Annotated in this window: 23 protein-coding genes; 1 reads left to right on the plus strand and 22 read right to left on the minus strand. The window is 65.4% G+C overall.

All coding sequences use genetic code 11. The annotated features are described in order from the left end of the window. Window positions 1-17: 17 nt before the first annotated feature. The 15 genes from ACLMAJ_RS27510 to ACLMAJ_RS27580 all read right to left on the minus strand — a co-directional run bounded on the left by ACLMAJ_RS27510 (window position 18) and on the right by ACLMAJ_RS27580 (window position 18,162). Window positions 18-470 (minus strand): WKL family lipoprotein, encoded by a 453-nt coding sequence (locus ACLMAJ_RS27510; protein WP_412016748.1) that lies wholly within the window; start codon window positions 468-470, stop codon window positions 18-20. 190 nt (window positions 471-660) lie between these two features. Further along, window positions 661-1,551, minus strand: coding sequence for a LysR family transcriptional regulator (locus ACLMAJ_RS27515; RefSeq protein ID WP_412016749.1), 891 nt, complete (start codon window positions 1,549-1,551; stop codon window positions 661-663). A 121-nt stretch (window positions 1,552-1,672) separates the two neighbouring features. Beyond that, window positions 1,673-2,575, minus strand: a complete 903-nt coding sequence (gene pdxS, locus ACLMAJ_RS27520; RefSeq protein WP_412016750.1) for a pyridoxal 5'-phosphate synthase lyase subunit PdxS — start codon at window positions 2,573-2,575, stop codon at window positions 1,673-1,675. Window positions 2,576-3,105: 530 nt separating this feature from the next. Next, entirely contained in the window at window positions 3,106-4,149 is a 1,044-nt protein-coding gene (locus tag ACLMAJ_RS27525) for an NUDIX hydrolase (protein ID WP_412016889.1), read from the minus strand. After that, a complete protein-coding gene (locus ACLMAJ_RS27530; RefSeq protein ID WP_412016751.1) occupies window positions 4,149-5,273 on the minus strand; it encodes a glycosyltransferase family 4 protein in 1,125 nt (374 codons plus the stop codon). Before ACLMAJ_RS27530 ends, ACLMAJ_RS27525 begins: the two co-directional genes overlap by 1 nt. Then, on the minus strand, window positions 5,270-6,217 hold the full coding sequence (locus ACLMAJ_RS27535; protein ID WP_412016752.1) for a phosphatidylinositol mannoside acyltransferase: 948 nt from the start codon (window positions 6,215-6,217) through the stop codon (window positions 5,270-5,272). The genes ACLMAJ_RS27530 and ACLMAJ_RS27535 overlap by 4 nt, the downstream gene beginning before the upstream one ends. A 61-nt stretch (window positions 6,218-6,278) precedes the next feature. Then, window positions 6,279-6,950 (minus strand): phosphatidylinositol phosphate synthase, encoded by a 672-nt coding sequence (gene pgsA, locus ACLMAJ_RS27540; protein WP_412016753.1) that lies wholly within the window; start codon window positions 6,948-6,950, stop codon window positions 6,279-6,281. Continuing rightward, complete coding sequence (locus tag ACLMAJ_RS27545) at window positions 6,951-7,547, minus strand: ATP adenylyltransferase (RefSeq protein WP_412016754.1); 597 nt, start codon at window positions 7,545-7,547, stop codon at window positions 6,951-6,953. 76 nt (window positions 7,548-7,623) lie between these two features. Beyond that, a complete protein-coding gene (gene thrS / locus ACLMAJ_RS27550; protein ID WP_412016755.1) occupies window positions 7,624-9,684 on the minus strand; it encodes a threonine--tRNA ligase in 2,061 nt (686 codons plus the stop codon). A 128-nt stretch (window positions 9,685-9,812) separates the two neighbouring features. Continuing rightward, complete coding sequence (locus ACLMAJ_RS27555) at window positions 9,813-10,430, minus strand: (2Fe-2S)-binding protein (RefSeq protein WP_412016756.1); 618 nt, start codon at window positions 10,428-10,430, stop codon at window positions 9,813-9,815. Beyond that, complete coding sequence (locus tag ACLMAJ_RS27560; protein WP_412016757.1) at window positions 10,424-10,855, minus strand: TIGR02611 family protein; 432 nt, start codon at window positions 10,853-10,855, stop codon at window positions 10,424-10,426. The genes ACLMAJ_RS27555 and ACLMAJ_RS27560 overlap by 7 nt, the downstream gene beginning before the upstream one ends. A gap of 97 nt (window positions 10,856-10,952) precedes the next feature. After that, on the minus strand, window positions 10,953-13,196 hold the full coding sequence (locus ACLMAJ_RS27565) for a SulP family inorganic anion transporter (RefSeq protein ID WP_412016758.1): 2,244 nt from the start codon (window positions 13,194-13,196) through the stop codon (window positions 10,953-10,955). Between the two features lie 243 nt (window positions 13,197-13,439). Further along, complete coding sequence (locus ACLMAJ_RS27570) at window positions 13,440-15,671, minus strand: SulP family inorganic anion transporter (RefSeq protein WP_412016759.1); 2,232 nt, start codon at window positions 15,669-15,671, stop codon at window positions 13,440-13,442. 354 nt (window positions 15,672-16,025) lie between these two features. Continuing rightward, complete coding sequence (locus tag ACLMAJ_RS27575; RefSeq protein ID WP_412016760.1) at window positions 16,026-17,252, minus strand: MFS transporter; 1,227 nt, start codon at window positions 17,250-17,252, stop codon at window positions 16,026-16,028. Next, complete coding sequence (locus tag ACLMAJ_RS27580; RefSeq protein WP_412016761.1) at window positions 17,236-18,162, minus strand: EamA family transporter; 927 nt, start codon at window positions 18,160-18,162, stop codon at window positions 17,236-17,238. Before ACLMAJ_RS27580 ends, ACLMAJ_RS27575 begins: the two co-directional genes overlap by 17 nt. A 77-nt stretch (window positions 18,163-18,239) precedes the next feature. On the opposite strand from ACLMAJ_RS27580, the gene ACLMAJ_RS27585 reads away from it, so the two are divergent. Next, complete coding sequence (locus tag ACLMAJ_RS27585) at window positions 18,240-18,746, plus strand: MarR family winged helix-turn-helix transcriptional regulator (protein WP_412016762.1); 507 nt, start codon at window positions 18,240-18,242, stop codon at window positions 18,744-18,746. A gap of 71 nt (window positions 18,747-18,817) precedes the next feature. Here the strand turns inward: ACLMAJ_RS27585 and ACLMAJ_RS27590 are convergent, their stop codons facing one another. The 7 genes from ACLMAJ_RS27590 to ACLMAJ_RS27620 all read right to left on the minus strand — a co-directional run bounded on the left by ACLMAJ_RS27590 (window position 18,818) and on the right by ACLMAJ_RS27620 (window position 26,121). Beyond that, window positions 18,818-19,450: a glyoxalase gene (locus ACLMAJ_RS27590; protein WP_412016763.1), complete on the minus strand. Its 633-nt coding sequence runs from the start codon at window positions 19,448-19,450 to the stop codon at window positions 18,818-18,820. A gap of 95 nt (window positions 19,451-19,545) precedes the next feature. Beyond that, window positions 19,546-21,165 carry an FAD-dependent monooxygenase gene (locus tag ACLMAJ_RS27595; protein WP_412016764.1) on the minus strand — a complete coding sequence of 540 codons (1,620 nt, stop codon included), beginning with the start codon at window positions 21,163-21,165 and terminating at the stop codon, window positions 19,546-19,548. Then, window positions 21,162-22,523, minus strand: coding sequence for a serine hydrolase domain-containing protein (locus tag ACLMAJ_RS27600; RefSeq protein ID WP_412016765.1), 1,362 nt, complete (start codon window positions 22,521-22,523; stop codon window positions 21,162-21,164). Before ACLMAJ_RS27600 ends, ACLMAJ_RS27595 begins: the two co-directional genes overlap by 4 nt. Before the next feature lie 16 nt (window positions 22,524-22,539). Then, window positions 22,540-22,821 carry a thiocyanate hydrolase gene (locus ACLMAJ_RS27605; protein ID WP_412016890.1) on the minus strand — a complete coding sequence of 94 codons (282 nt, stop codon included), beginning with the start codon at window positions 22,819-22,821 and terminating at the stop codon, window positions 22,540-22,542. 104 nt (window positions 22,822-22,925) lie between these two features. Beyond that, on the minus strand, window positions 22,926-23,627 hold the full coding sequence (gene scnC, locus ACLMAJ_RS27610) for a thiocyanate hydrolase subunit gamma (RefSeq protein WP_412016766.1): 702 nt from the start codon (window positions 23,625-23,627) through the stop codon (window positions 22,926-22,928). Between the two features lie 53 nt (window positions 23,628-23,680). Then, window positions 23,681-24,520 carry an SH3-like domain-containing protein gene (locus ACLMAJ_RS27615; RefSeq protein ID WP_412016767.1) on the minus strand — a complete coding sequence of 280 codons (840 nt, stop codon included), beginning with the start codon at window positions 24,518-24,520 and terminating at the stop codon, window positions 23,681-23,683. Window positions 24,521-24,783: 263 nt separating this feature from the next. Further along, complete coding sequence (locus tag ACLMAJ_RS27620) at window positions 24,784-26,121, minus strand: aspartate aminotransferase family protein (RefSeq protein ID WP_412016768.1); 1,338 nt, start codon at window positions 26,119-26,121, stop codon at window positions 24,784-24,786. Window positions 26,122-26,124: the final 3 nt, after the last annotated feature.

Consider the following 26,124-nt stretch of genomic DNA (forward strand, 5'->3'; position numbering starts at 1 on the left):
GTCGGTGGCAAGTCAGATCAGCTGCACGCGACCGACTGCTCACCGAAGTTCGTCAGCATGGTGCACGACCACGCCTTCTGCACCTTCCACTTGCCGTCTTCCGCGATAAACGGCACGTCGACGATGTTCTCCTGGCCGTTGATCACGAACTTCGCCTTGGCGTTCACGCTGTCGCCGAAGGCGGTCACATCGGTGACCATGATCTGCACGTTGGCGCCCTTGGCTGCCTCGGCCAAGCGGCCGGGCAGGTCCGGATCGGCCGCCGCGCCCTGGATCAGTTCGAGCTTGTCCGCGCTCGACACCGAGGTATCCAGTGCCCGGGTCAGCGCCGTGTTCAATTCGTCGACGGTGGGGATCGGAGGAAGGTTCGCGCTGGCTACCGCAGAGGTCGTGGTGCGGGACGGCTTCGGTGGATCCTGGGGATCATCGCTGCCACACGCGGACAGGCTCAGCATTGCCGCGATCGCCACAGCGCCGATAGTGATCTGTCCAGTTCTACGGAGCTTCAACTGCTCGTCCTTCGCGTTCGATTGGTCGCGTATCACCCGACACCGATGCGGCACGAACGCCCGCGTCGAGGGCAGCCGGGCATCGAATCCCTAAGCTATCCAACAACTCTGTGGCCGCGATAAGACCACGGTGTGGTCCGCCGCAGGGTCGTCAGCCTGGAGCGGTGAGCGGTCGACGGGCCAGTGCGTCGACCAATACCCGCACTGCGGGGTTCCTGCTGGCCGAACGCCATGCGGCGGCATACGTGACCACCAGCGGTGCGCCACGCAATGGACGCCACACGAGGCCGGGGAGTTCGGCGGGCCGCGCCGAACTCAAGCCGATCACCTCCGGTCGCAGCGGAAGAACGGCCAACATCTGGGCGTGACCCATGGCGCTGTCGCTGAGGCGGACCTCGCCGCCGACCTCTCGGAGTTCGCGCAGCAGCTCATCGTGCAGACCGGTGGCGGAATCCCGCGCGAAAAGAATCAGCTCCTGGCCCGTGAGATCCGTCGGCTCGATCTCGTCAACGGTGGCCAACGGATGTGCGGTGGACATCAGGACGCCGAGTTCCTCTCGCGCGACCGGCTGTTGGTCGAAGCGGTCCGGCAAGACCACCGGCGCACGCACCAGCGCGAGGTCCACCTCGTCGTCGTCGAGGAGTCGAACCTGATCGGCCGTGGTGCCTCCCGTGAGCACCATCCGTGTGCCCGGCATTCGAGCGCCGAGCATCTCCTCGATCCGTGCCGGAATCCACGGCGGCACCCCGTTCAACAGGCCGAAACGCAGAACGGACGCACCAGCATTCGCCGTGCGCCTCGTCTCACGAATCGCCTCGTCCACCGAACCCAGCACGTCCTTGCCAGTACGGAACAACACCGCGCCGGCAGGCGTCAGCTCGACCCGCGGCTCCCTGGTGAGCAACGGCCCACCCATCTCCCGCTCCAGCACCCTGATCTGCTGGCTCAGTGTCGGCGTCGAAATGAACAATCGCTCCGCGGCCCTGCGAAAGTGCAATTCCTCCGCCAACACCACGAAATACCGCAGCTGCCGCAACTCCACCGATCAAACGTTACCGGCTGTGCACCCGCCCACGCCTTGCGCAGGCCGCCGGATACGCGCACGAGCGGGGACTGTGCTGAGTCCCCGCTCGTAGCGATAGTTCAGCAAGGCCGAACGGAGGTCACCAACCGCGCTCGGCGAGCCGGTGATCGACCGGGAGCTCCTCGACGTTGATGCCGACCATGGCCTCGCCCAGACCGCGCGAGACCTTGGCCAGCACGTCCGGGTCGTCGTAGAAGGTGGTGGCCTTGACGATGGCGGCCGCGCGCTCGGCGGGGTTGCCGGACTTGAAAATGCCCGAGCCGACGAAAACGCCCTCGGCGCCGAGCTGCATCATCATGGCGGCGTCGGCGGGGGTGGCGATGCCGCCGGCGGTGAACAGCACAACCGGGAGCTTGCCGGTCGTGGCGATCTCCTTGACCAGCTCGTAGGGGGCCTGCAACTCCTTGGCGGCCACGAACAGCTCGTCCTCGGGCAGCGAGGACAGCTTGCGGATCTCGCCGCGGATCTTGCGCATGTGGGTGGTGGCGTTGGAGACGTCACCGGTGCCCGCCTCGCCCTTGGAACGGATCATGGCCGCGCCCTCGGTGATCCGGCGCAGCGCCTCGCCCAGGTTGGTGGCGCCACAGACGAAGGGGACCGTGAAGTTCCATTTGTCGATGTGGTTGGCGTAGTCGGCCGGGGTCAGCACCTCGGACTCGTCGATGTAGTCGACGCCGAGGCTCTGCAGGATCTGCGCCTCCACGAAGTGCCCGATGCGAGCCTTGGCCATCACCGGGATGGAGACGGCGGCGATGATGCCGTCGATCATGTCCGGGTCGCTCATCCGGGACACGCCACCCTGGGCGCGGATATCGGCCGGGACTCGCTCGAGCGCCATCACCGCGACGGCACCGGAGTCCTCTGCGATCTTGGCCTGCTCGGCGTTGACGACATCCATGATCACCCCGCCCTTGAGCATCTCGGCCATGCCGCGCTTCACGCGCGCGGTGCCGATGGTGTTGGTGGTCTCGGGGGTGGTCACGGCAAACTCCTGGGTCATGTGCGCCAATCGGATCGCATGGACGGAACAGCACCGATTCTAGGCGTGCCCATCAGGCCACTTGATAGCCAGTTGAACACCACTGGCCTTGCCGCGACCAGGAGGTCTCCCCCCGAACCCGCCGTACTGGACCCATGGCCGCCGGGTGCGGATACGGATTCGCCGGGCCGACGAGAACTTTCGTCGGCCCGGCGAATTCCGAGTTCATGATCAGATCGGGCTGACTACCAGCAACTGCGCCCAATACTCCGCTGCGGTGGGACCGATCAACGGCAAGAGGAAATCGAACAACAGGTAGGACATGTACTACTTACCTCCACGCACCAATGATTCACCCCACCTCGGTGGGATTACGACACCGGGTTTCCGGGTGCCTCCGGTTAGCACTACCCAGGCCTTCTCAATCCAGTCGCGACGCTATCACGATCGTGAAACACATCACAGGGCAGTGTGATCGGCAGCGCACCGCGGTCGGCGACTGACAATACGGGGTGACCAGGGCATTCGATCTACTAGCGGATCGAACGAACCTCGGGGTCGGAGCCGCTCGACACAACTGCCGCGGCCTCGGACATCAGCTGGTCCAGGTGATAGGGGTAGACGGTTTCACCGGACTGATCCAACGCGACGATGTCCGCGGCGGTGCACCACTTATTGCCGGTGATGCAGCGGCGTTCCACCGCGGTCGGGTCGCCCGGCTGCGGTTCGTAGGCCTCGACCCGCAGTGCGAAGAACAGCTCCTCGGCACGGATCAGGTCGCCGTCGAACGGGAACACCGCGACGCGACGCCAGATCGGGCCGCGCAGTCCGGCCGGGTCGGCACGGCGGCCGGTCTCTTCCCACAGCTCGCGTACGGCGGCGGTGCGCAGGGTCTCGTCCGGTTCGACGCCACCACCGACGGTGAACCAAAACGAGATGTCCGGTGTCTTGGGATCGTGGCCGCGCATCAGCAGCACGCGATTCTGCTCGTCGAGCAGCACCACTCGCGCCGAGGTGCGGATGGTGTCGACCGCGAGCCCGGTCGACGCGGCGGGGGTGGCGCGCTCGGTGATCTCGAAGTAGGTCGGCAGCGGCGCGAGGCCGCCGAGGTGCAGGATGCGCACCGGTCGCCGGGTGCGAAGGGACAGGGTGTCGCGGACCGCGTCGTTGTGGAAGCGGCGCGCGATCAGTACCCGCGCTTCGGCGTCGGCGAGTTCGGCGACCTGCTGCGGGCGCAGCTGGGCGATGTCGATCGCGGAAAGTGCTGCCGAGAGCTGGTTTTCGACGGTTTCGCGGTCGGCGCGACCCGCACGTTCGGCCCGATCGGCCAGTGTGGCAAGGAGTTTGGCCCGATCGCCCGACGCCGGATCGGACGTCGGTCCCGCCATTCCGATCGCGATCGACCTGGCGACCACCGCACGCCGCGCCAACGCCGAATCCAGGGCAAGCCAGGACTGATCGGAGCGCACGTGCAGCCGGTCGAGGCGGTTGGCCGTCGAGTAGGCCCAGATACCGATCGCGATGACGACCGCCGCGATCAGCGCGAGTACGAGAACCGTCGTAGCGGAGAAAGTGATCATCCCGCGGCCCGCACTCGGACGTCGCCGACGGTGACCGTCTCGTAGACCCGCAAGATCTGTTCGGCGACCACCGGCCAGTCGTACTCACCGACGATCTGGGTCGCGCTGTGCACCATCGCTTCCCTGCGGATGTCATCGGTGAGCAAGTCGTCGATCGCGCCCGCTAGCCGATCCGAATCACCCACCGGCACCAGCACACCGGCGGCACCGTCGCGCAGCACCCGGCGGAAGGCATCCAATTCACTTGCCACCACCGCCGTCGCGGCCGCCATCGCCTCGATCAGGATGATGCCGAAGCTCTCGCCGCCGAGATTGGGCGCGCAGTACACATCAGCGCTGCGCATCGCCGAGGCCTTTTCCTCGTCCGACACCTGCCCGAGGAAGCGCAGATGCCCGGCGAGCGGACCCGCCTCACGGCGCAACCGCTCCTCGTCACCGCGTCCGACGATGAGGACCTGGAGGTCGGGATGCTTACCAACCAGTGCGGGCAACCCGCCGAGCAGCACCTCCATTCCCTTGCGCGGCTCGTCGTAGCGGCCGAGGAACAGCACCGTTCCACCCGCCCGCGGATAGCCGGGCAGCATCGGCGCCCGCGCGAAGGCGGGCACGTCGACGCCGTTCGGGATTTCCACCGCATCGGAGCCGAGCGCCTCGACCTGCCAGCGGCGTGCCAGCTCCGACACCGCGATCCGGCCGCTGATCTTCTCGTGATAAGGCCGAAGCACGCCCTGAAAGGTGCTGAGCACCAACGATTTCGTGGTCGAGGTGTGGAAAGTCGCCACGATCGGGCCCTCGGCGATCTTCAATGCGAGCATCGACAGGCTCGGTGCGTTGGGCTCGTGGATGTGCAGCACGTCGAAGTCGTTGCCGTCGATCCAGCGCCGAATCCTGGTGTAGGCCATGGGGCCGAAGGACAGCCGCGCCACCGACCCGTTGTAGGGAATCGCGACCGCACGACCCGCGGACACCACGAAGTCGGGCAGCGGAGTGTCTTCCGAGGCGGGAGCGAGCACGCTTACCTTGTGGCCGCGTTCGATGAACACCCGTGCCAGTTCCACCACATGCGCCTGCACCCCACCGGGGACATCGAACGAATACGGGCAGACCATGCCGATTTTCATGGTGTGTGGTCTCCATTGCCGTCGAGGGCGGCCTGCGCCGCGGCAATCCTGGCGCGGCGCTCTGGTGACAGGTCGTTCTCCCATTGCGGCTGCAACATGTGCCAGTCGGCGGGATGCTCGGCGATGTTCGCTGCGAACCGATCGGCCAACAGCTGCGTCGCGGACGCCACACCGCCTGAAACATCCAGCGGAGCTTCGGTTTTCATGCCCCATCCCTCGTTACCGTCGGTGTCGACGGTGAACCACAGGTGCACCGGGATCAGCGCGGCACCGGTCTCGATGGCCAGTTTCGCCGCGCCGGCGGGCATCCAAGTGGTCTCGCCGAAGAAGGTCACCGGGACACCGCGACCGGTGAGGTCGCGCTCCCCCATCAGGCAGACCGCCTTGTTCTCCCGCAGCCGCGATGCCAGCTCGACGAACGGGGGCTGCTCGCCACCGGTCAGCGGGAACACCTCGAAACCGAGGCTTTCCCGGTAGGCGACGAAACGCTCGAACAGCGACTCCGGTTTCAGCCGTTCCGCGACGGTCGCCAGACCACCGTGGTTCTGCACCAGCCAAACCCCCGCCATGTCCCAGTTCCCGGAATGCGGCAACACCAAGACCGCGCCGCGCCCCCGCGCCAGCGCCGCTTCCAGGTTTTCCACCCCGTCCACGCTCAGCTTCGTGCCGAGCGCCACGTGGTCCATCGACGGCAGCCGGAAGGCCTCGCGCCAGTACCTGGCATAGGAACGCATGCTCGCCGCGAGCAGCTCGTCGGGCACCTGCTCGGGCGTGACACCCGTCACCCGAGCGAGGTTGCGCCGCAGCTGTTCCGGGCCCCCCTTGCGCGTCGCGCGATCGGCACCCCAATCGAACAACCTGCGCGCGGTCGAATCCGGCAGTGCGCGCACCAGCCGCCACCCCGACGCGTAGCCCGCGGCGCCGAGCCGTTCCCCGATACTCACAACCACCCTTGCATTGCTCTGACACCTGTGATGGTGCGACCGAAAGCCCTGGCGCGGTTGGTCATGCGGGCTCCTGGGATTCCGCCGCGGGATACGGCGGGATCACGTCACGCGCGCCGGGCGAACTGCGCACCGCGAGCACCCGCTGAAGCACGGTCACGATGCTGAGCACCGCGAGAATCCACATCGCCACATACACGGCATAGGTGAGCCATTCGACCTCCCAATAACCGCCTATGCCGGTCAATCCCGCGCCGACAAGCACAATGACCAGCCGGTCCGGCCGCTCGATGAGGCCGCCGTCCGCGGACAGCCCACTCGCCTCGGCGCGCGCCTTCGCGTACGAGATCACCTGCGAGGTCACCAATGTCACCAGCGTCGCGGCCAAGAGCGGCTTGCTGTTCTCGTGGTACACCGCCCACCAGGCCAGCCCGGCGAAGATCGCACCGTCGGCGACCCGATCGCAGGTGGCATCCAGTACCGCACCGTATTTCGTGCCGCCGCCGCGCGCGCGGGCCATGGCGCCGTCGAGCATGTCGAACATGACGAACAGCCAGATCACGATGGTTCCCCAGAACAGGTGTCCGGTGGGAAACAGGGTGACCGCGGCCGCGACGGAGGCGACCGTGCCGATCACGGTCACCGCATCAGGTGTGAGCCCGGTCTTGACAAGCGCCTTACCCAGCGGCGCAGTCGCTTTGGAAAACGCCTCGCGGCCGAAGAAGCTCAGCACCTACTCGACCCCTTTCCACGCTTCGGAGAGCAGGGCCCTGGTTTCGCGCAGCAGCTGGGGCATCACCTTCACCCCGCCGACAATGGTGATGAAGTTCGCGTCCCCGCCCCAGCGCGGCACGATGTGCTGGTGCAGGTGATCGGCGAGCGAACCGCCCGCCACGCCGCCGAGATTCAGGCCGACATTGAATCCGGCGGGCCTGGAGACCTGCTTCATCACCCGGATGGCCTGCTGGGTGAACGCCATCAGCTCGGCGCTCTCCGCGGGCGTGAGGTCTTCGAGATTGGCCACCTTGCGGTAGGGCACCACCATCATGTGCCCCGGGTTGTACGGATACAGGTTGAGTACCGCGTAGACCACTTCACCGCGTGCGATGACGAGCCCGTCCTCGTCCGACATCTTGGGGATATCGGTAAACGGGTGCCCGGTCGCGTCTTCGGGGGTGGAGGCGGCCGCCTCCGCGATGTAGGACATCCGATACGGCGTCCACAGCCGCTGCAACCGGTCCGGATCGCCGGCCCCGGTATCCACGATGCTCCCCTGCGCGGTCGGTTCCGCGGTATCCGCGAGCCCGTCCGGCACCGTGCGCTCGCTCATACCTGCGCCTCGCTGACGCTCAGCTCCGGCACGAGCGAGCAGCTCGGCTGTGCCCATCGTTCGCTCGCACGCTCGCTCATGCCAAGCCCTTCTCCGTCAGTACCTCGAAGCCCTCGGCGGTCGGTGAAGCGTTCTCCCGGTTGGCGATCCACGCCACGATGGTGGCGACGGCCGCGGCGACCGGCACCCCGTTGACTTGGGTGCCGTCGCGGAATCGGAAGCTCACCGCGTCCGCTGTCACATCGCGCTCGCCCGCGAGCAGCATGAACGGGATCTTCTGCGCGGTGTTGTTGAAGATCTTCTTCTGCATCCGGTCGTCGCTGCGGTCGACCTGCGCGCGGATGCCTTCGTCGTGCAGCAGTTCGATCACGCGATCCAGGTGCGGCGCAAAGGCTTCCGCGACCGGGATGCCGACAACCTGCACCGGCGACAGCCAGGCGGGGAAAGCGCCCGCGTAGTGCTCGGTGAGCACGCCGAAGAAGCGTTCGATCGAGCCGAACAGCGCACGGTGGATCATCACCGGACGCTGCTTGGTGCCGTCGGAGGAGGTGTATTCGAGGTTGAACCGGTCCGGCAGGTTGAAGTCCAGCTGGATGGTCGACATCTGCCAGGTGCGCCCGAGTGCGTCCTTGGCCTGCACGGAGATCTTTGGGCCGTAGAAGGCGGCGCCGCCGGGATCGGGCACCAGATCCAGCCCGGAGGCCGAGGCCACCTTGGACAGGGTCTCGGTCGCCTCTTCCCAGAGCGCATCGGAGCCGACGAACTTCTTCGGATCCTTGGTCGAGAGCTCGAGGTAGAAGTCGTCGAGGCCGTAATCCTTCAGCAGACCGAGGACGAACTCCAGGGTGCTGGTCAGCTCTGCGTGCATCTGCTCTTTGGTGCAGTAGATATGCGCGTCGTCCTGGGTCATGCCGCGCACCCGAGTCAGCCCGTGCACGACACCGGACTTCTCGTACCGGTACACCGAGCCGAATTCGAACATCCGCAGCGGCAGTTCGCGATAGGACCGCCCGCGGGCCCGGAAGATCAGGTTGTGCATCGGGCAGTTCATCGGCTTGACGTAGTAGTCCTGGCCCGGCTTGCGGACGGTGCCGTCTTCGTTGTATTCGGCATCCAGGTGCATGGGGGGGAACATGCCGTCGCGATACCAGTCCAGGTGGCCGGAGACCTCGAACAGATGCCCCTTGGTGACGTGCGGGGTGTTGACGAACTCGTAGCCCGCGGCCACGTGGCGGCGGCGCGAGTACTCCTCCATCTCCTTACGGATGATGCCGCCCTTGGGGTGGAACACCGGCAGGCCGGAGCCGAGTTCGTCGGGGAAGCTGAACAGGTCCAGCTCGAGGCCGAGCTTGCGGTGGTCGCGGCGTTCAGCCTCCGCGAGCAGGTGCATGTGCTCGTCGAGGGCTTCCTGCGACTCCCACGCGGTGCCGTAGACCCGCTGCAGGTCCTCGCGGCTCTGGTCACCGCGCCAATAGGCGGCCGAGCTACGGGTCAGCTTGAACGCGGGGATGAACTTGGTGGTCGGGATGTGCGGGCCGCGACACAGGTCACCCCACAGCTTCTCGCCGGTGCGCGGATCGAGGTTGTCGTAGATGGTCAGCTCTTTGCCGCCGACCTCCATCACCTCGGGGTCGTCGATGCCGGACTTATCGTTGATCAGCTCGAGCTTGAACGGCTCCTTCGCCAGCTCGATACGCGCCTCGTCGATCTCGACCACGCGCCGCGAAAAGCGTTGCGCGCCTTTGACGATCTTCTTCATCCTGGATTCCAGCTTGGCCAGATCCTCGGGGGTGAACGGCTTGTCGACCTGGAAGTCGTAGTAGAAGCCGTCCTTGATGAAGGGGCCGATACCGAGCCTGGCGCCGGGGAATTCCTGCTGTACCGCCTGGGCGAGGATGTGCGCGGCGGAATGGCGGATCACGTTGCGGCCGTCTTCGGTGTTGGCGGCGACCGGCTCCACCTCGACGTCGGCGTCGGGGATCCAGGACAGATCCTTGAGGCCATCGGCGTCGCGAACGACGACGATGGTGTCGGGCCCCTTGGTCGGCAAGCCCGCTTCGCGCACCGCGGCGCCCGCCGTCGTCCCGGCCTGCACCCGGACGAGGGCGACTGGGCTGATGGGGGCTGAGGTGGTCACGGCTGCGAACTCCTTGGCGTTCTGGTGAGCGGGCTTGTTCCCGCGTGTCATCGGCCGGAAACAATTTGCTCCAGCGCGACCATGCTATCGGCACGATGGCGGCTGCGCGCAGCCCGCCTCGCTCCCTGTCAGCTCTCCGCGGCCAGCTGCTCGAGCAGGGCTTTGCGCTCGGCGGCGGGGCGTTTGGGGCAGCTGGTGCACATTTCGCAGCCCGGCACCTCGAAAACAAGGCAGCAGGAGATACGACGCACGAAGGTGCGGCCGCCGATCTCCACGAAGCGGGGCGCGGGCAGTTTGTCGGCGACCTCGGCGGCGAGGCGGGTGCCCGCCGCGGGCGCGCCCGCGTCCAGCGCGCGGTTGCCGATCGCATCGGCCACGATCGCCCACAGCGACGGCGCGCCCGCACCCGATACCTCGGCGACCGGCGCGATCACGGCGGCAAGGGTTTCCCGCAGCGCGACGCCGCATTCGACAGCGTCGTCGCGGGGGGCGGTGACCTGGATGCGCTCGACTCCGCCGTCGGGGCGCACCGCGCATTCGAGCTGGTCGAGCACCGGCGGCTGCCCGTTCTCCTCGTGCGCGTAGGCGCGCGCGAGCGGCTCCACCAGCGCGGAGGCCGCCATGCACCACCACAGGGTGCCCGCGATACGTGGCGAGGTGGTCCCCCAGGATGTGCCCATCTCCACGATCCGCGCGGCGAGCCAGTCCGGTTGGGTGAGTGTCCGTCCTTGGACCGTGTTCACCATGAGAGGGGACTGTCCAACCTCTGCCATTCGACTCCGATCCAGCCGCCGACCAACCCGAATGTTCCCAATATCCATAGTGTCGCGACGACAAGGGCAAAGGTAGCCGCCGCCGCGAATACCCGCATCGCCGTACCCCGGCTGGAGTACCAGGCCATACCCTGCCGGTATTTGCCTCGTAGCCAGTCCAGGGACCGGCGGGCCCAGGCGAATTCGGTGGCGAGGATGCCAAGGCCGGCGAACACGATCGCCCAACCGGGTCCTGGATAGGGAATCGCGATAATTCCGAGCGTCAGCACCGCGATGCCGGCCACCGCTACCCCGATCCGATAGGTGAGGTTCAGGGTAGGTCGCCCGGCCAGATGGGCACGGAAGGCGCGCCAGCCGGTCGGTTCGGTCGTCGATCGCGGTTCGAGCTCGGTATTCACCCTGCCAGCCTACGAGCGATACCGCGGCACCGAATTCGCCTCCAGCACTGACGAACCCGCCCGGACCATGGCCAGGGCGGGTTCGTCGGGTCCGAACTCAAACGAGTTCGGGTGTGCTGCGTTGCTCGATGTCGTCGATCTGGACGAGCCCATCGATGGTGATCTCGATGACCCGCGCGCTCGCGATATCGAAGAACAGGCCCGACACCGTCAGGCCGCGCTCGGCGACGGCTGCCCGCACCGCGGGATGCCGGTGCAAAACCTCCAACTGGACCGCCACGTTCACCATGCTGAGCTGGTCCACCGCACCGAACCCGCAGGCCTCTGCCGCCACTGCCACCGGGTGCCCGAGGCGGAAGCGCTCGAGACTCGGGTCGGCGTGTGCCAGCCACGGACCGATTCCGGGGCCGGTGTCGGCCCCGGAGTGCAGCGCTTTCATCGCGCCGCACGACGAGTGGCCACAGACCACGACCGAGCGCACGTTCAGCTCCTGCAGCGCGAAGATCAACGCGGCTTCCACCGACGCGTCTCCCGACTCCGGAACCAGGTTGCCCACGTTGCGCACCGTGAACATGTCACCGGGCCCGCTGTTGGTGATGACGTTGGGCACGATCCGCGAGTCCGAGCAGGTCAGGAAGAACGAATCCGGGTCCTGCGAATCGTGCAGGTCATCCAGGTGCGGCCGCACCACATGCGCGTGACTGCGGTGGTAGGCCGCGATACCGGAGGTGACCGGATCGATGTTCTTGTCTCCGCGCCACGGACCGAGGATCTCGTCGAGCACCGACCTGCCGAGACCACGTGCGGGCGGAGCTATCGACGCATGCGCCATCCGCGCGCTGCCGATCTCCACGAAATCGACAGCGCCGCCGCTGTTTTCCTGCTGACGCACCCATTCTTCGATGGCCTCGAAGGCTGCGTGATCGAGGAAGTCCACCGTCATCTCGACGGTAACCTCCGCCCCCTCGGGCACCTTCGCCAACTCACCGGACAACTTCGGCAAGGCCAGGAAGGTGCAGGAACCGTCGATAGTGACCAGCCACCGCTTCGAACCCGGGATCTCCATGGCGGTCACCGCCACCCGCACCACACGCCACAGCAGCAACCCGAAGGCCAGTGCAAGGCCGATGATCACGCCTTCCAGCAGGTTGAGGAACACCACGGCGACCACCGTGACGGCATAGACCAGCAGATCCCCGGTGCGCTGTGCGAGCTTGATATGAGCCAGCTTCAGCAACTGGACACCGATCACGATCAACAGGCCCGCCAGGGCAGCCTTCGGAATCTGCTCCACGAGTCCGGCCAGCGCGACCGAGAACACCAGAATCCAGAAGCCGTGCAGGATGGTCGAGGCCCGGCTGCGCGCGCCCGCCTGCGCGTTGGTGGCGCTGCGGACGATCACACCGGTGATCGGCAGGCCGCCGAGCAGACCCGAGACGACGTTGGCCGAACCCTGCCCGATCAGTTCCCGATCGAAATTGGTCCGGCGGCCGCTATGCATCTTGTCGACGGCTACTGCCGAGAGCAGGCTTTCGACGCTGGCGATGAGCGCGACGGTCAGGACCATGATCGCCACGGCCGACCAGTCGCCGCTGGGCAGGCTCGGCAGCGCGATCGCGTCGAACAGCGAGCCGTCCAGCACAATGCGCTCGGCACCTGTCGACAACACCAGGGAAAGCACAGTCGCAATGAATACCGCGACCAGCGGCCCAGGGATGGCGCGGACGCGATCGGGAAGGTAGCGCCAACCGAGCATGATCGCGATGACGACCACGCCGATGAACGCATCGCCGCTATGCAAATTCATCAGCTGATCCGGCAACTCTTTGATGTTCTTCCAGGCGGAGCTGTGCGAGGAACCGCCGAGCAGCACATGGACCTGTTGCAGCGCGATGGTGATGCCGATACCTGCCAGCATCGCGTGCACGACGACGGGGGCGACAGCCAGGGCCGCCCTGGCGATGCGACTGAACCCGAACAGGATCTGTAACAGACCTGCCGCGACCACGATAAAACAGGTGACACGCCAACCGAATTCGCTGATGGATTCGGCGACGACCACGGTAAGCCCCGCGGCGGGGCCGCTCACCTGCAGCACCGAGCCACCGAGCGTACCGGCGACGAGACCGCCGACAACGGCGGCGATGAGTCCGGCGGCCACGGGGGCGCCGGAAGCGAGGGCGATGCCGAGGGACAGCGGCAACGCGACAAGAAACACAACGATCGAAGCGGGCACATCGTGGCGTAGGACAGACGCCAAACGGCCGGATCGAGATCCAGAACCTTCCCCTGGTTCAGTGGACGGTAACAGCGGTGTGGCTACATCGTTCTCGACAGCCATGACTCTCCTTCGCCGAACTCGGCAGGTGCCGAGGTCGGTTGACGATCAATATGTCCAGCAGGGCATTCGAACGCGAACCGGCATCTCGCGGTGAAGCAGTTCCCGACACAGCAGTGGGTCGAGATGTAAATCCCAACAAGGGTATTGGTAAAGACTTAGCAAAGCCTGAGAAGTCGCTGAAAGTTGCCCGGTCCGTTATTCGGACCGGGCCGTGACGTTCAACACATCCGGCGACCGCCACCGCTATACGGGTTCCGCGGCGACACGGCTGCCCGCATCGTCGAACTCGGCGATCCCGTCGACGGTGACCTCGATGACGCGGGCCGTGGCTATATCGAAGAACAGCCCTGACACCGCGACACCGCGTTCTTCGATCCCGTACCGCACCACCGGGTGCGCATACAGCCGCTCCAATTGCAGCGCGACATTCACCATGCCGAGCTGGTCCACCTCGGTGAAGCCTGCGAATGCGGCGGCGTCGGCCACCGGATGCCCGAGGCGGAACCGGTCCAGGCTCGGCCGCGCGTGCTCGAGCCAATCGCCGAGGCCGCATCCGGTCCGCACCTCGCGGTGCAACGCCTCCATCGCGCCACAGCCGGAATGCCCGCACACCACCACGGCGCGCACATCCAGCTTCTCCAGCGCGTAGATCAGGGCGGCTTCCACCGAGACATCGCTACCGCCCGCCGGGACCAGATTCCCGACATTTCGGACAGTGAACAGATCACCGGGGCCGCTGTTGGTAATGACGTTGGGCACGATGCGGGCATCGGCACAGGTCAGGAAGAAGGTGTCGGCGTCGGGCCGGTGCCGCAATCCGTCGAGGTGCGGCCGCATCAGATGGGCGTGGCCGCGGTGATAGGCCGCGATGCCCGCCGCGATCGGATCCTCCCTGATACCGGTGCGGCGCCACGGCCCGATCGCTTCGTCGATGACCTGCCGCGAATGGCCGCGCTCCGGCGGGCCCGCTTCGGCCCCTGCCATCCTCGCGCTACCGATCTCGACGAATTCGACTATCCCGCCATCGGATTCGTGCTGAGTAGTCCAGTCGGTGATCAACTGATAGGTGGCGTGGTCCAGGAAGTCGACGGTCATTTCGATGGTGACCTCGGCACCCGATGCCACCTTGGCCAGCTCGGCGGTCAGCTTCGGCATCGCGAGGAAGGTGCAGGTGCCGTCGATGGTCACCACCCAACGCCGTTCGCCGGCAACGGGTTCGGCGATGATCGTCACCCTGACCACCCGCCACAACAGCAGCGCGAACGACAACAGCAGACCGATCACCATGCCCTGCAACAGATTCAGGAACACCACGCCGAGCACCGTCGCCAGGTAGACATACAGTTCGCCGTTGCGCCGCGCGAGCCGGATGTGCGCCAACTTCACCAGTTGCACCCCGATCAGAATGAGCAATCCGGCCAGGGCCGCCTTCGGCACCTGCTGAACCAGCCCGGCCAGCGCGACCGCGAACACCAGGACCCAGATGCCGTGCAGCACCGTCGCGGCCCTTGTCTGCGCCCCAGCGTGCGCGTTGGTGATGCTGCGGACGATCACCGCGGCGACGGGCAAGCCGCCGAGCAGGCCGGACACCACGTTCGCCGAGCCCTGCCCGATGAGTTCACGATCGAAGTTCGTCGGCTTGTCGGGGCGCGACTTGTCCACCGCGACGGCCGAAAGCAAGCTCTCCACGCTGGCGATCAGCGCGATCGTCAGCATCGTCACCGCGACGGCCGACCAGCTGCCGGACGGAATCGTGGGCAAGCCGATCGAATCGAGCAGCGATCCGTTCAACACGATGCGCTCGACATGCGTCGGAAGCACCAGCGACAGGACGGTGGCGAAAACGACCGCGACCAGCGGCCCTGGTACGACGCGCACCGGAAGCGGCACGAACTTCCACGCGATGAGGATGACGATGACGACCACACCGACTGCCAGGTCCCCGCGATGCACCGACATCAGCTGGTTCGGCAGGGCGACGATGCTGGCAAAGGAGGAGCTCAACGAGTTGCCGCCGAGCAACACGTGCACCTGCTGCAACGCGATGATGACGCCGATGCCCGCCAGCATCGCGTGCACCACGACCGGCGTGATGGCGAGCGCGGCGCGCGCAACCCGGCTCGAGCCGAACAGGATTTGCAGCACCCCCGCACCTGCGGTGATGAAACAGGTTGCTGTCCAACCAAATTGGTGCACACTCTCGGCAACGACGACGGTAAGGCTTGCGGTCGGCCCGCTCACCTGCACCGCGGAGCCGCCCAGCAGCCCCGCGACAACGCCGCCGACGACGGCGGCGATCAGACCCGCGGCGACGGGTGCGCCGGAGGCCACCGCGATTCCTAGCGAAAGTGGTAGTGCGACAAGGAAAACCACGACCGAGGCGGGCAAGTCGTGGCGGCCGATGACGGCGAACAGTTCGGGGATTCCTGCGCGGAACGGCGACGTCCGTGGTGCGGGATCGGTGTCTATGGACATAATTCTCCTTCGCCGAAACGGCGGGAGCCGGTCCGGTTCATCGGTCGAACATGTATTGGCATCGAAAGCGAGAGGCGGGCGAAGCTGAGCGCTTCGTGGAGCGAGGACCCGATGGCGCGAGGGTCAGGACAAATAGTAAAGACTTCGCAAAGCATTTGGAAAGCCTTTGGAGGGCAAAAGGCCCAACCGCTACCAAATTGAGACTCATGTCACAGTAAGACGACCTACGGTGTCGACCGAGATTGCTGCGGCGACGTCCCCTCCGACCCCCGGTTCATGGCGACACCTCTCAGCCGATGCACCGGTGTGCCGCCTACTGCCAGGAGACCTGCCAGTAGGCGGCGCACCGATTCATCAGGACTGCAGGACCGGCCTGCTCACCGGCTCACCTTCAGGGACGGTGCGTGAGGCCTCCCCGCGAGTGCTGAGCGTGAGGAGCAGCGAAGCCGCCGTCAGCGCCACAGCGAACCAGAAGACACTCCTGACACCTGAATGGTCGGCGAACAGTCCGCCGAAGAGCGCACCGAGCGCGATGGAGGTGTTGTATCCCATGGTGTTCAGTGACATGGCGGCTTCGAAGGTGTCGGGCGCGGCAGCGAGCGTCATGTTGACCTGACACAGGTTCATCGCACCGAACGAGACCCCCCAGAGCAACAACGCGATCATCAGACCGGCCCGCCCGTGACCGATCGTGAGCAGCAAGAGCAAGGACACCACAACCCCCGCACACGCCACAATGAAGCTGGCCCTCAAATTCTTGGTCACGGTATATCCGGCGATAAAGTTTCCGGCCGCACCTCCAGCACCAAAAATTACCAGCAACACAATAATATAGGCGGGTTTCGCGGATGAATTACTCTCCAAAAAGGGCCGAATAAAGGTGTACGCCCCGAAATGACCCAGCACGTATAGCACGACGGTAAACATCACCAAACGTAACCGCACGTTTCCGAGCGGGAGCCCGAAGACTTCCCGGACCGAAACCGCATTTTCCGATGGTAGCGATGGAATTACGATAGCCACTGCGGACAACACCAGCGCACTGAGGCCGCTCCAGATAAGAAAAGTGATCCGCCAGCTCGTGAGGCTCTCGAGAAACGTTCCCAGCGGCATACCTACTACTGCGGCGATCGAGATGCCGGACAACGCGACCGCTGCCGCCCTGCTCGCGTGACGGCCGGGAACAAGGCGCATCGCCATGCTCACACCGATGGCCCAGAACACCCCGTTGGCAAATCCCATAGCGAGCCGCGCCGTCAAGACCAGCGGATAGTTCGGCGAGACGGCGGTGATCAGGTTTCCGAGAGTCAATACCGCCAGCAGCACCGAGAGCAGCACGCGACGGTTGACGCGCCTGGTCCACGCCACGATAAAAGGTACGCCCAGCCCAGCCGAGATACCGTACAAAGTAACCATCAGCCCGGCGACTCCCACCGATATGCCCAGGCTCGAGCTCACCGGGGTAAGGAGGCCGACGGGCATCAGCTCGGTGGTGACGAAGACGAATAAACTCGCTGTGATGACAGCAACACCCAGCCATGATCTAGAGGTCGAGTGCGGGTGCTCATAGTGTGTATCCATTACTTCTCTCTGATTGTTTCATGTTATCGGGACGCAGCGCCGGCGTATCGACCGGACGAGGTTGCGCGAGCAGCACGGCGCCGATAATCACGAGAATTCCGACCAGCTGCGGAATCGATAACTTCTGATGCAGGAACAGATATCCGAGGAGCGTTGCGACGATCGGACTGCCCAAAGCGAGAAAGGAGACCGCCAGTACAGGCAATCTCGCTATCCCGCGGAACCAGATCGCGTAACTGATGACAGCGCCCATGGAAATGAGATAGCCGAAACCGATGATGTTGGTTCCACTGATGACGGTCGGCAGCCCTTCGATGGACAGCGTGAAGGGCAACAACACGAGTCCGCCCGCGCCGAGCTGCCAGCCGGTGAAGGAAAGTAGCCCCACCCCGTCCGGGCGTCCCCACAGTTTGGTCAGTGTGATGCCGAGTGCCAGGCTGGCCGCTCCCGCCAACGCCGCCGCCACTCCGACAAAATCCGGTGCCGCTGTCCCGTTGAACACGAGCAGTACAACACCGACCGCGCCGAGTACGCAGGCCACCACGTGCGCGAACCGAATTCTGTCCCCGATGAGCAGCGCCGCCAAGATCAGGACAAGCATCGGCTGCGCCGACATGATCATGGCCGCTATCCCACCCGGTAGACGGTAGGCGGCGACGAACAACAGGAAGTTGAACGCGCCGATGTTGAGCGTTCCGAGCACCAGAGCGCGCCACCGCCATATCCCGATCGGCAGCGTGCGCGTGAAAGTCAACAGAATCAGGCCGGCGGGAAGCGCACGCACGGTGGCGGCCAGCAGCGGGCGCTCCGGCGGCAGCCACTCGGTCGTCACCAGGTAGGTACTTCCCCATATAGCCGGTGCCAGCGCGGTCACCCCTGAGGTGCGGAATCGCCCGCCGCCCGCGTTCACGGTCCCCGATAGCGGTAGTGACGAGATTTATCTTCCATGGAAGATAAATTACTTTCCAGGGAAGCTATAGTCAAGGCATGGCAACGCCCACCGGCCCTGACGGGGTGGATCGGATCGTCGCGCAGTGGCACCTCGAGCGGCCCGATCTCGACCCGAGCCCGATGCACGTGATCGGGCGGATCACCCGGCTGCACTGGGCTCTCAACGAGCGGTTGCTGGAGGTCTTCGACAGCCACGGCTTGGGCAGGGGCGAGTTCGACGTGCTGGCAACACTGCGCCGTTCCGGGGAGCCCTACGAACTGACTGCCGGCGAGTTGGGCGGGTCGACCATGGTCACCTCCGGGGCGGTCACCAAGCGGGTGGACCGGCTGGAACAGGCCGGACTGGTCGCCCGCCGCACCGCCGATGACGACGCGCGCGGTCGGATCATCAAGCTGACCGACCGAGGCCGACAGGTCATCGACGATGCCATCGTGACGCACTTGCGCAACGAGGCCCGGCTGCTGTCCGGCTTGACCGCTTCGGAGCGAGGCACCCTCACCGACCTGCTGCGCAAACTGGGCCAGACGCTGCCCGAGGACTAGCTCGTGGGCACACGGCGTGCGGCGCTGCGCCCATCACATGTTCGCGCGCCCAGGCCGCCGCGGTCTTATGTTCAGGCCGAGGCGGCCTCCCACGCGAACCCGTCCGGATCGGCGAAGGGACCGATATCGCCGCCGATGACAACCCGGTGCGACCCGGTGCCCTCGGCGGAGACACCGGCATCCTTGGCGGCGGCACGGCGCCCGTAGAGCGCCAGCTTGACCGAAGACGGCGGGGTGGCGAACTCGACGTACTTACTGCCGAAGCTCTTCGCCACCGCCAGGCCGCGGTCGACATAGAACTGCTTGGTCGCCTTGACGTCGTCGACCCCGAGGAGCACAACGAAATCGTCGACCGCCCTGGTCGCCGGGCCGGTCTCCTTCTTCGACGAGGTCGCGACCTTCCAGATCGCACCGTCCGGAGCCTGAACAACGCCGCCGTAGCCCCAGAAGCTCTTCTTGGCCTCTTTCAGCGTCGTGGCACCTGCGGCGAGTGCGGTGCCGATGAGGCTGTCGACGGTACTCGGCTGAGACACCACGAGCGACAGTATGAAGCCACGAAAGCCGGTCGTCGGCGCCTCCGAGGCGCGGACGCGGAGCTTGTCGCCGAGACCGAACGCGGCGGCGTAGAAGGCCTCGGCGGCGGCGGGATCGGACACCTCGAGGGTGACGGACTCGATGGAGCTCTGGTGCGTGGTGATGTTCATGGCGGTAACGCTATGCGCTGCTCAGTGGCCTGCGCTTCTCGATTCCTGATCGGTTCGATCACCGGTATGCCCGCCCGGTAACTGCGATTACGTGTTCAGCGGAACGTCGATTCGAGGTAGTCGGTGACGTCGGATTCGCGCGCCGCACGCCGCGCGAATCCGAGATAGCCGTCGGGCCGGATGACAAATACAGAGCGGTGCAGCGCCCGATAGTCGCGGGCAAAATTGCCCGCGGTATCGCGAATGAGCGGCAAAATCGTCTCGGCCACATCGGCTTTCGGATCGGCGACGAGGTACACCTCTAGATGACGGTGTGCCGCGCCGGTCGCGGCCTCGGCCAGTTGCTCCAACTCGCGCAGATCGTCCGAGGTGGCGGTTTCATCCGCGTAGAGCAAGACCGTGTGGTCGATCCGCCCGAGCAACGAGAACAACCGCATGTCGAAGGCGACGGCGTCACGGGTGAGACCACGGGCATCGGGGGCACGGCTGCCCGCCCTCGGATGCGGCTGGTCGGACCCGGTCTCGGCGACAATCGGGCTGTCGCTGTAGTCGATCAGCAACTGGGCTTCGCGCCGGATCACATAGTCCGGATCCGTCGAATCCGCGCCGATGCCTTCGCGGGAACTACGCACGGTGCGGCCGACCACCTCTTCGCCGACGGGTCTGCGTTCGGCGTCGTAGCTGCCCAGCAGGCCGGTGGCCGCAACGCCTTCGACCGCGAGCGCGAGCTTCCACGCGAGGTTGTGGGCATCCTGGATCCCGGTGTTCATGCCCTGCGCGCCGGTCGGCGGATGAATATGCGCGGCATCGCCTGCGACGAAAACCCTTCCGCGACTGTAGGAATCGACGATGCGGTGACTGATCCGGAACACCGACGACCACCGCAGACGCGACGCACGGGCCGGCTCGGGTGCAAGCCGGTCGAGCACGGCCTGCAGATGCGACAGTTCCGGTCTCTGCCCGGATTCGAAGCCGTGCTCGACGTTGTCGCCACTCGCCGCCGGAGCGGTCGCAAGTTCCGCGGGCACGAGCATCGAGACTCGGTACCGGTGCCTGCCCGGCAGCGGGACGCACACCAGCAGATCGTCGGTGACGTCATCGGTCCGATGCGTCGAACGGACGACGTATCCGTGCGGTAGCGACCAGTCCAGTTCGACATCGCCGAGCATGTACTGCTCGGCGAACGCCGCGCCCTCGAAGCTCAGGCCGAGTCCTTTGCGGACAATGCTGTGCGCGCCGTCGCAGCCGACGAGATAGCGGGCCAGGACCGGCTCGTCGCCGTCAGCGCGCGACAACACCGCGCGGACACCGTCGTCGTCCTGCTCGAACCGGGCCAATCGGGTGCCCCGTTCGATCGTCGTCCCCAGCGCGGTCAGCCGGTCCCGCAGGATTCGCTCGGTCTCGTACTGGGGCAGCCCGACGAATTCGAACGGCACATCCGGCGGCAATGACAGATCGAACCGTCCGACCTCCACTCCGTTGACATAGCGGATTTCACCGCGTAGTCGGATCGCCGCGTCCAGCACCTGACGCAGCAAGCCCATCCCCTCGAACACCTCGAGCGTGCGCGGTTGAATACCAACGGCTTTCGCGTACCGGGGCGGTTCGAGCAACGGGTCCACAATCCGGCACGACACTCCCCTGCGTCGCAACTCAATCGCGGTGGTGAGGCCGATCGGCCCGGCGCCCGCGACGATTACCGCGGTGTCCGTCATCGGCCCGTGGTGGTCGCTCCGGCCGAACTGCTGGGCGGGGTCGTCGCGCCGGTGGCCGCCGCGGCCGGGTCGCCGGGCAGGGCATCGGCACCGTAGAAGACCGGCAGCATGCCTTTGACCAGCACCAGCGCCGACCCCTCGCCCGACGGCACCGTCGCGAGGTTCGTGGCGACGACAATCGTGAGGTCCGACGCAGGGTCGTGGCCCATGAAGGTCATGAACCCCGGGATCTGACCGTCGTGTCCGAAGAGATGCGCACCGAATCGGACGATGCCGAGACCGTATCCGGCGACATCGGGGTTGGCCGGATCGATCGGCTGGATGCTGTCCATGCGAATCCGCTGCGTCTTCTCGTCCAGCAACCCGCCGTCGACAAGTGCCTTCGCGTACGTGGCCATATCATCGACCGTCGATATCGCGGCCCCCGCTGTCCACGTCCACGACGGGCTGGCGTCGGTCGCGTTGTCGGGTTTCAGTTGGCCCGCGATAGCGGCGGCTTGTTCCGCGGGCGGCAGGGCGAAGGTGTCGATGGTGGAGACATTGGTGCCGAACGCGTAGCCCTGCGGATGCGGATCGGGGATCGAGGAGTCCGTCGCCTCGGGCAGCGAGGTGTGCCTCGAGCCGAGCGGTTCGAAGATCCGCTTCTCGAAGTTCTCCGCGGCCGACATCTTCGTGATCTTCTCGATGACCAGGCCGAGCAGGATGGTGTTGGTATTGCAGTAATCGAACTTCTCCCCCGGTGGAAAGTTGACCGGGTGCGCGAACGCGATCGCCAGCAACTCCTCCGGCGTCCACACCTTGTTCGGGTCATCGTCGAGCGTGGCATTGAATTGCCGGTCGAACGTGTAGCTGTATAGCCCGCTTCGCATTTCGGAGAGCTGCGCGATGGTGATGCGATCCCCGTTGGGCACACCCGGCCAATACTTGGCAATCGGATCCTCCAGCGCGAGCTTGCCCTCCTGAACCAACTGCAGGATGACCGTCGAGGTCATGGTTTTGGTGTTGCTGCCGATGCGGAAGTGGTCGTCCACCGACATGGGTTCGGTCGTACCGATGGCTCGGGTGCCGAATGTCTCGGTCCAATTGCCCTGCTTCGGCGATTTGACGACCACGACAGCGCCTGGAATGACGTTGTCCTTCATCAGCCGGGTAATCATCGGCCTGAGGGTGGCGGCGTACGCGGGCTCGGCCTGCGCGCCGCCCGACGCGCTCGATTGCGGGCTGGTGGTGGCGCTGCCGGAATCCGACGACGTGCCACAGCCCGCGACGATGAACAAACCCGCGGTCGCGACGAACACCGCGATACTCGGCCGGTATCCCATAACTCTCCGCTCGGCGTTTGCTGGGAACGTGGTCATGCAGTGCGGTCCGACTTCAGGCTTCCAGTCTGGCTCGGATGCCGGTAAGTCGTTCCTGGAGTTCCGTCTCGTCGATGATGCCGCGGACCACTAGGGAGTGAGCCAATGCGACGAGCTGGTTTTCGGGGTAGGGCAGGCCGGAATACACGGTTGCCGACAGCGAATCTTCCTCATCACGTCGTTCCTTGAAGTTGGGCAGACCCGTGGCGCACCCCGCCCGATCGAGGGCGTCACACATACCATCCAAGCTCGTCTTCCACGGCGGGACAGGGTTTTCGACGCCGTACTCTGCCGCCATGCGCGGCCAAACCTGATTACGTACGACGATGCTTTTCAGTGGCGCGATATCGATATGCTCGGTCGAGACCGAATCGTCTGCCCTGCTCACTATCGCGTACCCCTTCAGTCGACTGGGTGGATGGCTGGACGGGTGTCGGTGATGACATTGCTGACTACGCCCGCCTTAGGCAGTGCGACACCGATCAAACAATCGCGTGTGACGATTTCGGCCAGCTGGTCCTCGTCCCAACCGTCAGTGCCTTCCGGGCGCATGGGCATCACCATGAAACGGTGCTTCTGGTTGGAATCCTGAACCCGGATGGCGACATCGGCGTTCAGATATAGCCCGAACTCCGCGAGCACCTGGCGCGGCCAACGGACCATACGCCGCCGATAGTTCGGGGTGCGATACCACTCGGGAGAATTACCCAGTATCGGTCTCGGATAGCACGAGCACAGTGCGCAGACAATCACGTTGTGCACGGCGGGCGTGTCTTCGAGGATCTCGAACGCGGTGAAGTCACTCGGTGTTCCGAAACCTGTAGGTTCCAGCCAGTCCACTCCGACTTCTTTACTCGCGGTCATCGGTTCAGTGCGGGCGAGTGTTTTGAAGTCGGGATCAAGCCATGCCCTGGCGACCAGGTGCGCGGCGGGCGTCGGACCGATCTGCTCGGCGAACTCGGTGAAACGGCGGTGCTCCTCGGCGGTAAAGATGCCCTTTTCGATGCACAGTTCGCGCAGGGCGATCTCCAGAACCTCGAAGTCGGTTATTTCGTCCACCATGGGCGCAACCGTGCGCGCATGATCGTGGTCGTGGCCGGTCATAAGATCCCTTTCTGGCACGATGCCGATCAGTGAAACCCGGCTGGGTACGTGGCCTAGGATGCCGCTTTCAGCCAGCGTTCCGGTAGCTCGGTTTGCAGGCTGTCGTTCGTGGTTCCGGTGTAGCCGTGCCACAATTCGGAGAGGTTGAACCGAACAACGTAGAACCACTCGGGCTCAGCGTCGGGGCGGTCCCACGTCTCGTCTTCAGCCGCCGGACTTTCGTAAGCGATCGCAGCTATCTCGCCGGTAGCGCCGCGCACATATTCGGGGGTGCGGGTATACAACAGAGCGGGCATTTCGCGCACCATCACAGGATCTCCGACGTGAAACCTGGGCTCTCCCGCCTGGCCGGCAAATACCTGTGGATCACCCTTACCAACCGCACGGATGTGATGATGGTTGCGTTCTACCTGCGACCCGTCACCTTCGAACTTGGGGTGCGCCGCCAACGACTCTCCGGCGAGGCCGCCTTCGTATCGTGCCTGGACTTCCACCATCCGTTCGCTCAACTCACCGAGACCGATGTGGTGTTTCTCGACAAGGACGCGGGCCACAGCCAACAGCCAGCGACCGTAGTACGGCAGCCCCAAATAGGCAGCGCGTCCCAGGTCGACGTTGCCCATCCGGCGCCGCTCTTCCGAGACCCAGATTCCGCGCCAGGCGAGCACCTCGCAGATCACATAGGTGTTGTGTTCCCACACCTCGTACTGCTTGTTCTCGTACTTCATCGGCGCGTCGGGCTCACCGCCGACGTCGTGGACAGTCTTCGTGTATGCGCTGAAGCGCTCGTGATCGATGAGATCAGGAGTCGGCGCATCCGGAAGCTCGGGATATGAGGACAGTTGTCTGGCAACCAAATCCAGCTGAGCTGCACGCTCCGCCGCCGTACTCATGACGGCTCCCTTCGTCGGCGAAAAGGTAGCGCATGATCGAACGTTGCGGACCGCACGATCTGCGAGCAGCAACGCCGCGCAAGGTCAATCTATGCCTCATCACCGCCGACGTGTGGGATTCTCAGCAAATTTCCGGCATCGTCTCGGCACCGTCTCGACTTCGCTACCGCAGCCGGTCCGTCAGCCGGTCCGTGCCGTTGGCCGTCCATAGGTCAGCCAGGCGAGGCCGGTCAAGGTTCGGCAGAGCGCGCAACCTCGATGCCCTACGCAACGCCGGCCGCGTCAGCGATGGCCTGGTCGAGGATGGATAGGCCAAGGGAGAGTTCGGCTTCGGTGGCGGTCAGTGGTGGCGCGATACGGAAGACGCCGCCCATGCCGGGCAGTTGGACGATATTCATATGCAGGCCGAGTTCCAGGCAGCGGCGGGTGACGAGGGCGCCGAGTTCGTCGGAGCCCGCCTTGGTTTCGCGGTCGACTACGAGCTCGAGCCCGGCGAGCAGACCGCGGCCACGGATGTCGCCCACGATGGTGTGGCGCTCACCGATCTGCTCCAGTCCTTGCCGCAGGAATGCGCCGAGTTCCGCGGCGCGCTCGTCGAGTCGGTCGCGGATGAGCACGTCGAGCACCGTATTGCCGACCGCGGCGACCAACGGATCGGACACATGCGTGGTGAAGAAGAGGAACCCACGATCGTGCGCCTCTTGTTCGATCTCGGCACTTGTCATGACGGCCGCGAGCGGCAGTCCGGCGCCGAGCGTCTTGGAGAGGGTGAGGATGTCGGGCACGATGCCGTCGCGTTCGAACGCATACCAGGATCCGGTGCGGCACAGGCCGGTCTGGGCCTCGTCGAGGATCAGCAGCATGCCGCGTTCCCGGCATTTCTCGTGCAGCGCGGCGAAGTAGCCGAGCGGCGGTTCGATGACCCCGCCGGAACTGAGGATCGGTTCGACGAGGCAGGCGGCGAGACTGCCGACCGACTGGGCGTCGACCAGGTCGAAGGCGAAGTCCAATTGACGACGCCAGTCGAGTTCGCCTTCGGCCGTGGTGAAGTCGGGTCGGTAGGCGTGCGGTGCGGGGATGGCGAAATTGCCGGGCGCGGCCGGGCCGTACCCTTTGCGGCCCGCGCTGTAGGTGGCGCTCGCGGCGGCCTGGGTCATGCCGTGCCAGGAGCGGGCGAACGAGACGATCTCATGCTTTCCCGTGACCAGCTTGGCCATGCGGATCGCGGCCTCATTCGCCTCGGCCCCGGTGGTCAGCAGCAGCGCCTTCGTCAGCGGCGCGGGCAGGGTATCGGCCAGTCTGCGCGCGAGATCCACGACCGGGCGACTGAGCATGCCGCTGAACAGGTGGTCGAGTTCACCGACCTGCCGCCGAACGGTGGCGACGATATCCGGATGCGCGTGCCCGAGAATCGCACTCATTTGACCGGAGGTGAAATCCAGTATCTCCCTTCCGCTTTCGGTGTACACGAAACTTCCGGCGGCCCGGGTGATGATCTCGGGAGTGAATGCGCCCGCACCGGCGTAGCGCACGAGGTGCCGATCGGCATCGGCCCAGAATTCATCGGTGGACAGTGCCGTGGTGGTGATGGGGAAAGCCATATT

Source organism: Nocardia arseniciresistens (genome assembly GCF_046764875.1).
Classification (GTDB): domain Bacteria; phylum Actinomycetota; class Actinomycetes; order Mycobacteriales; family Mycobacteriaceae; genus Nocardia; species Nocardia arseniciresistens.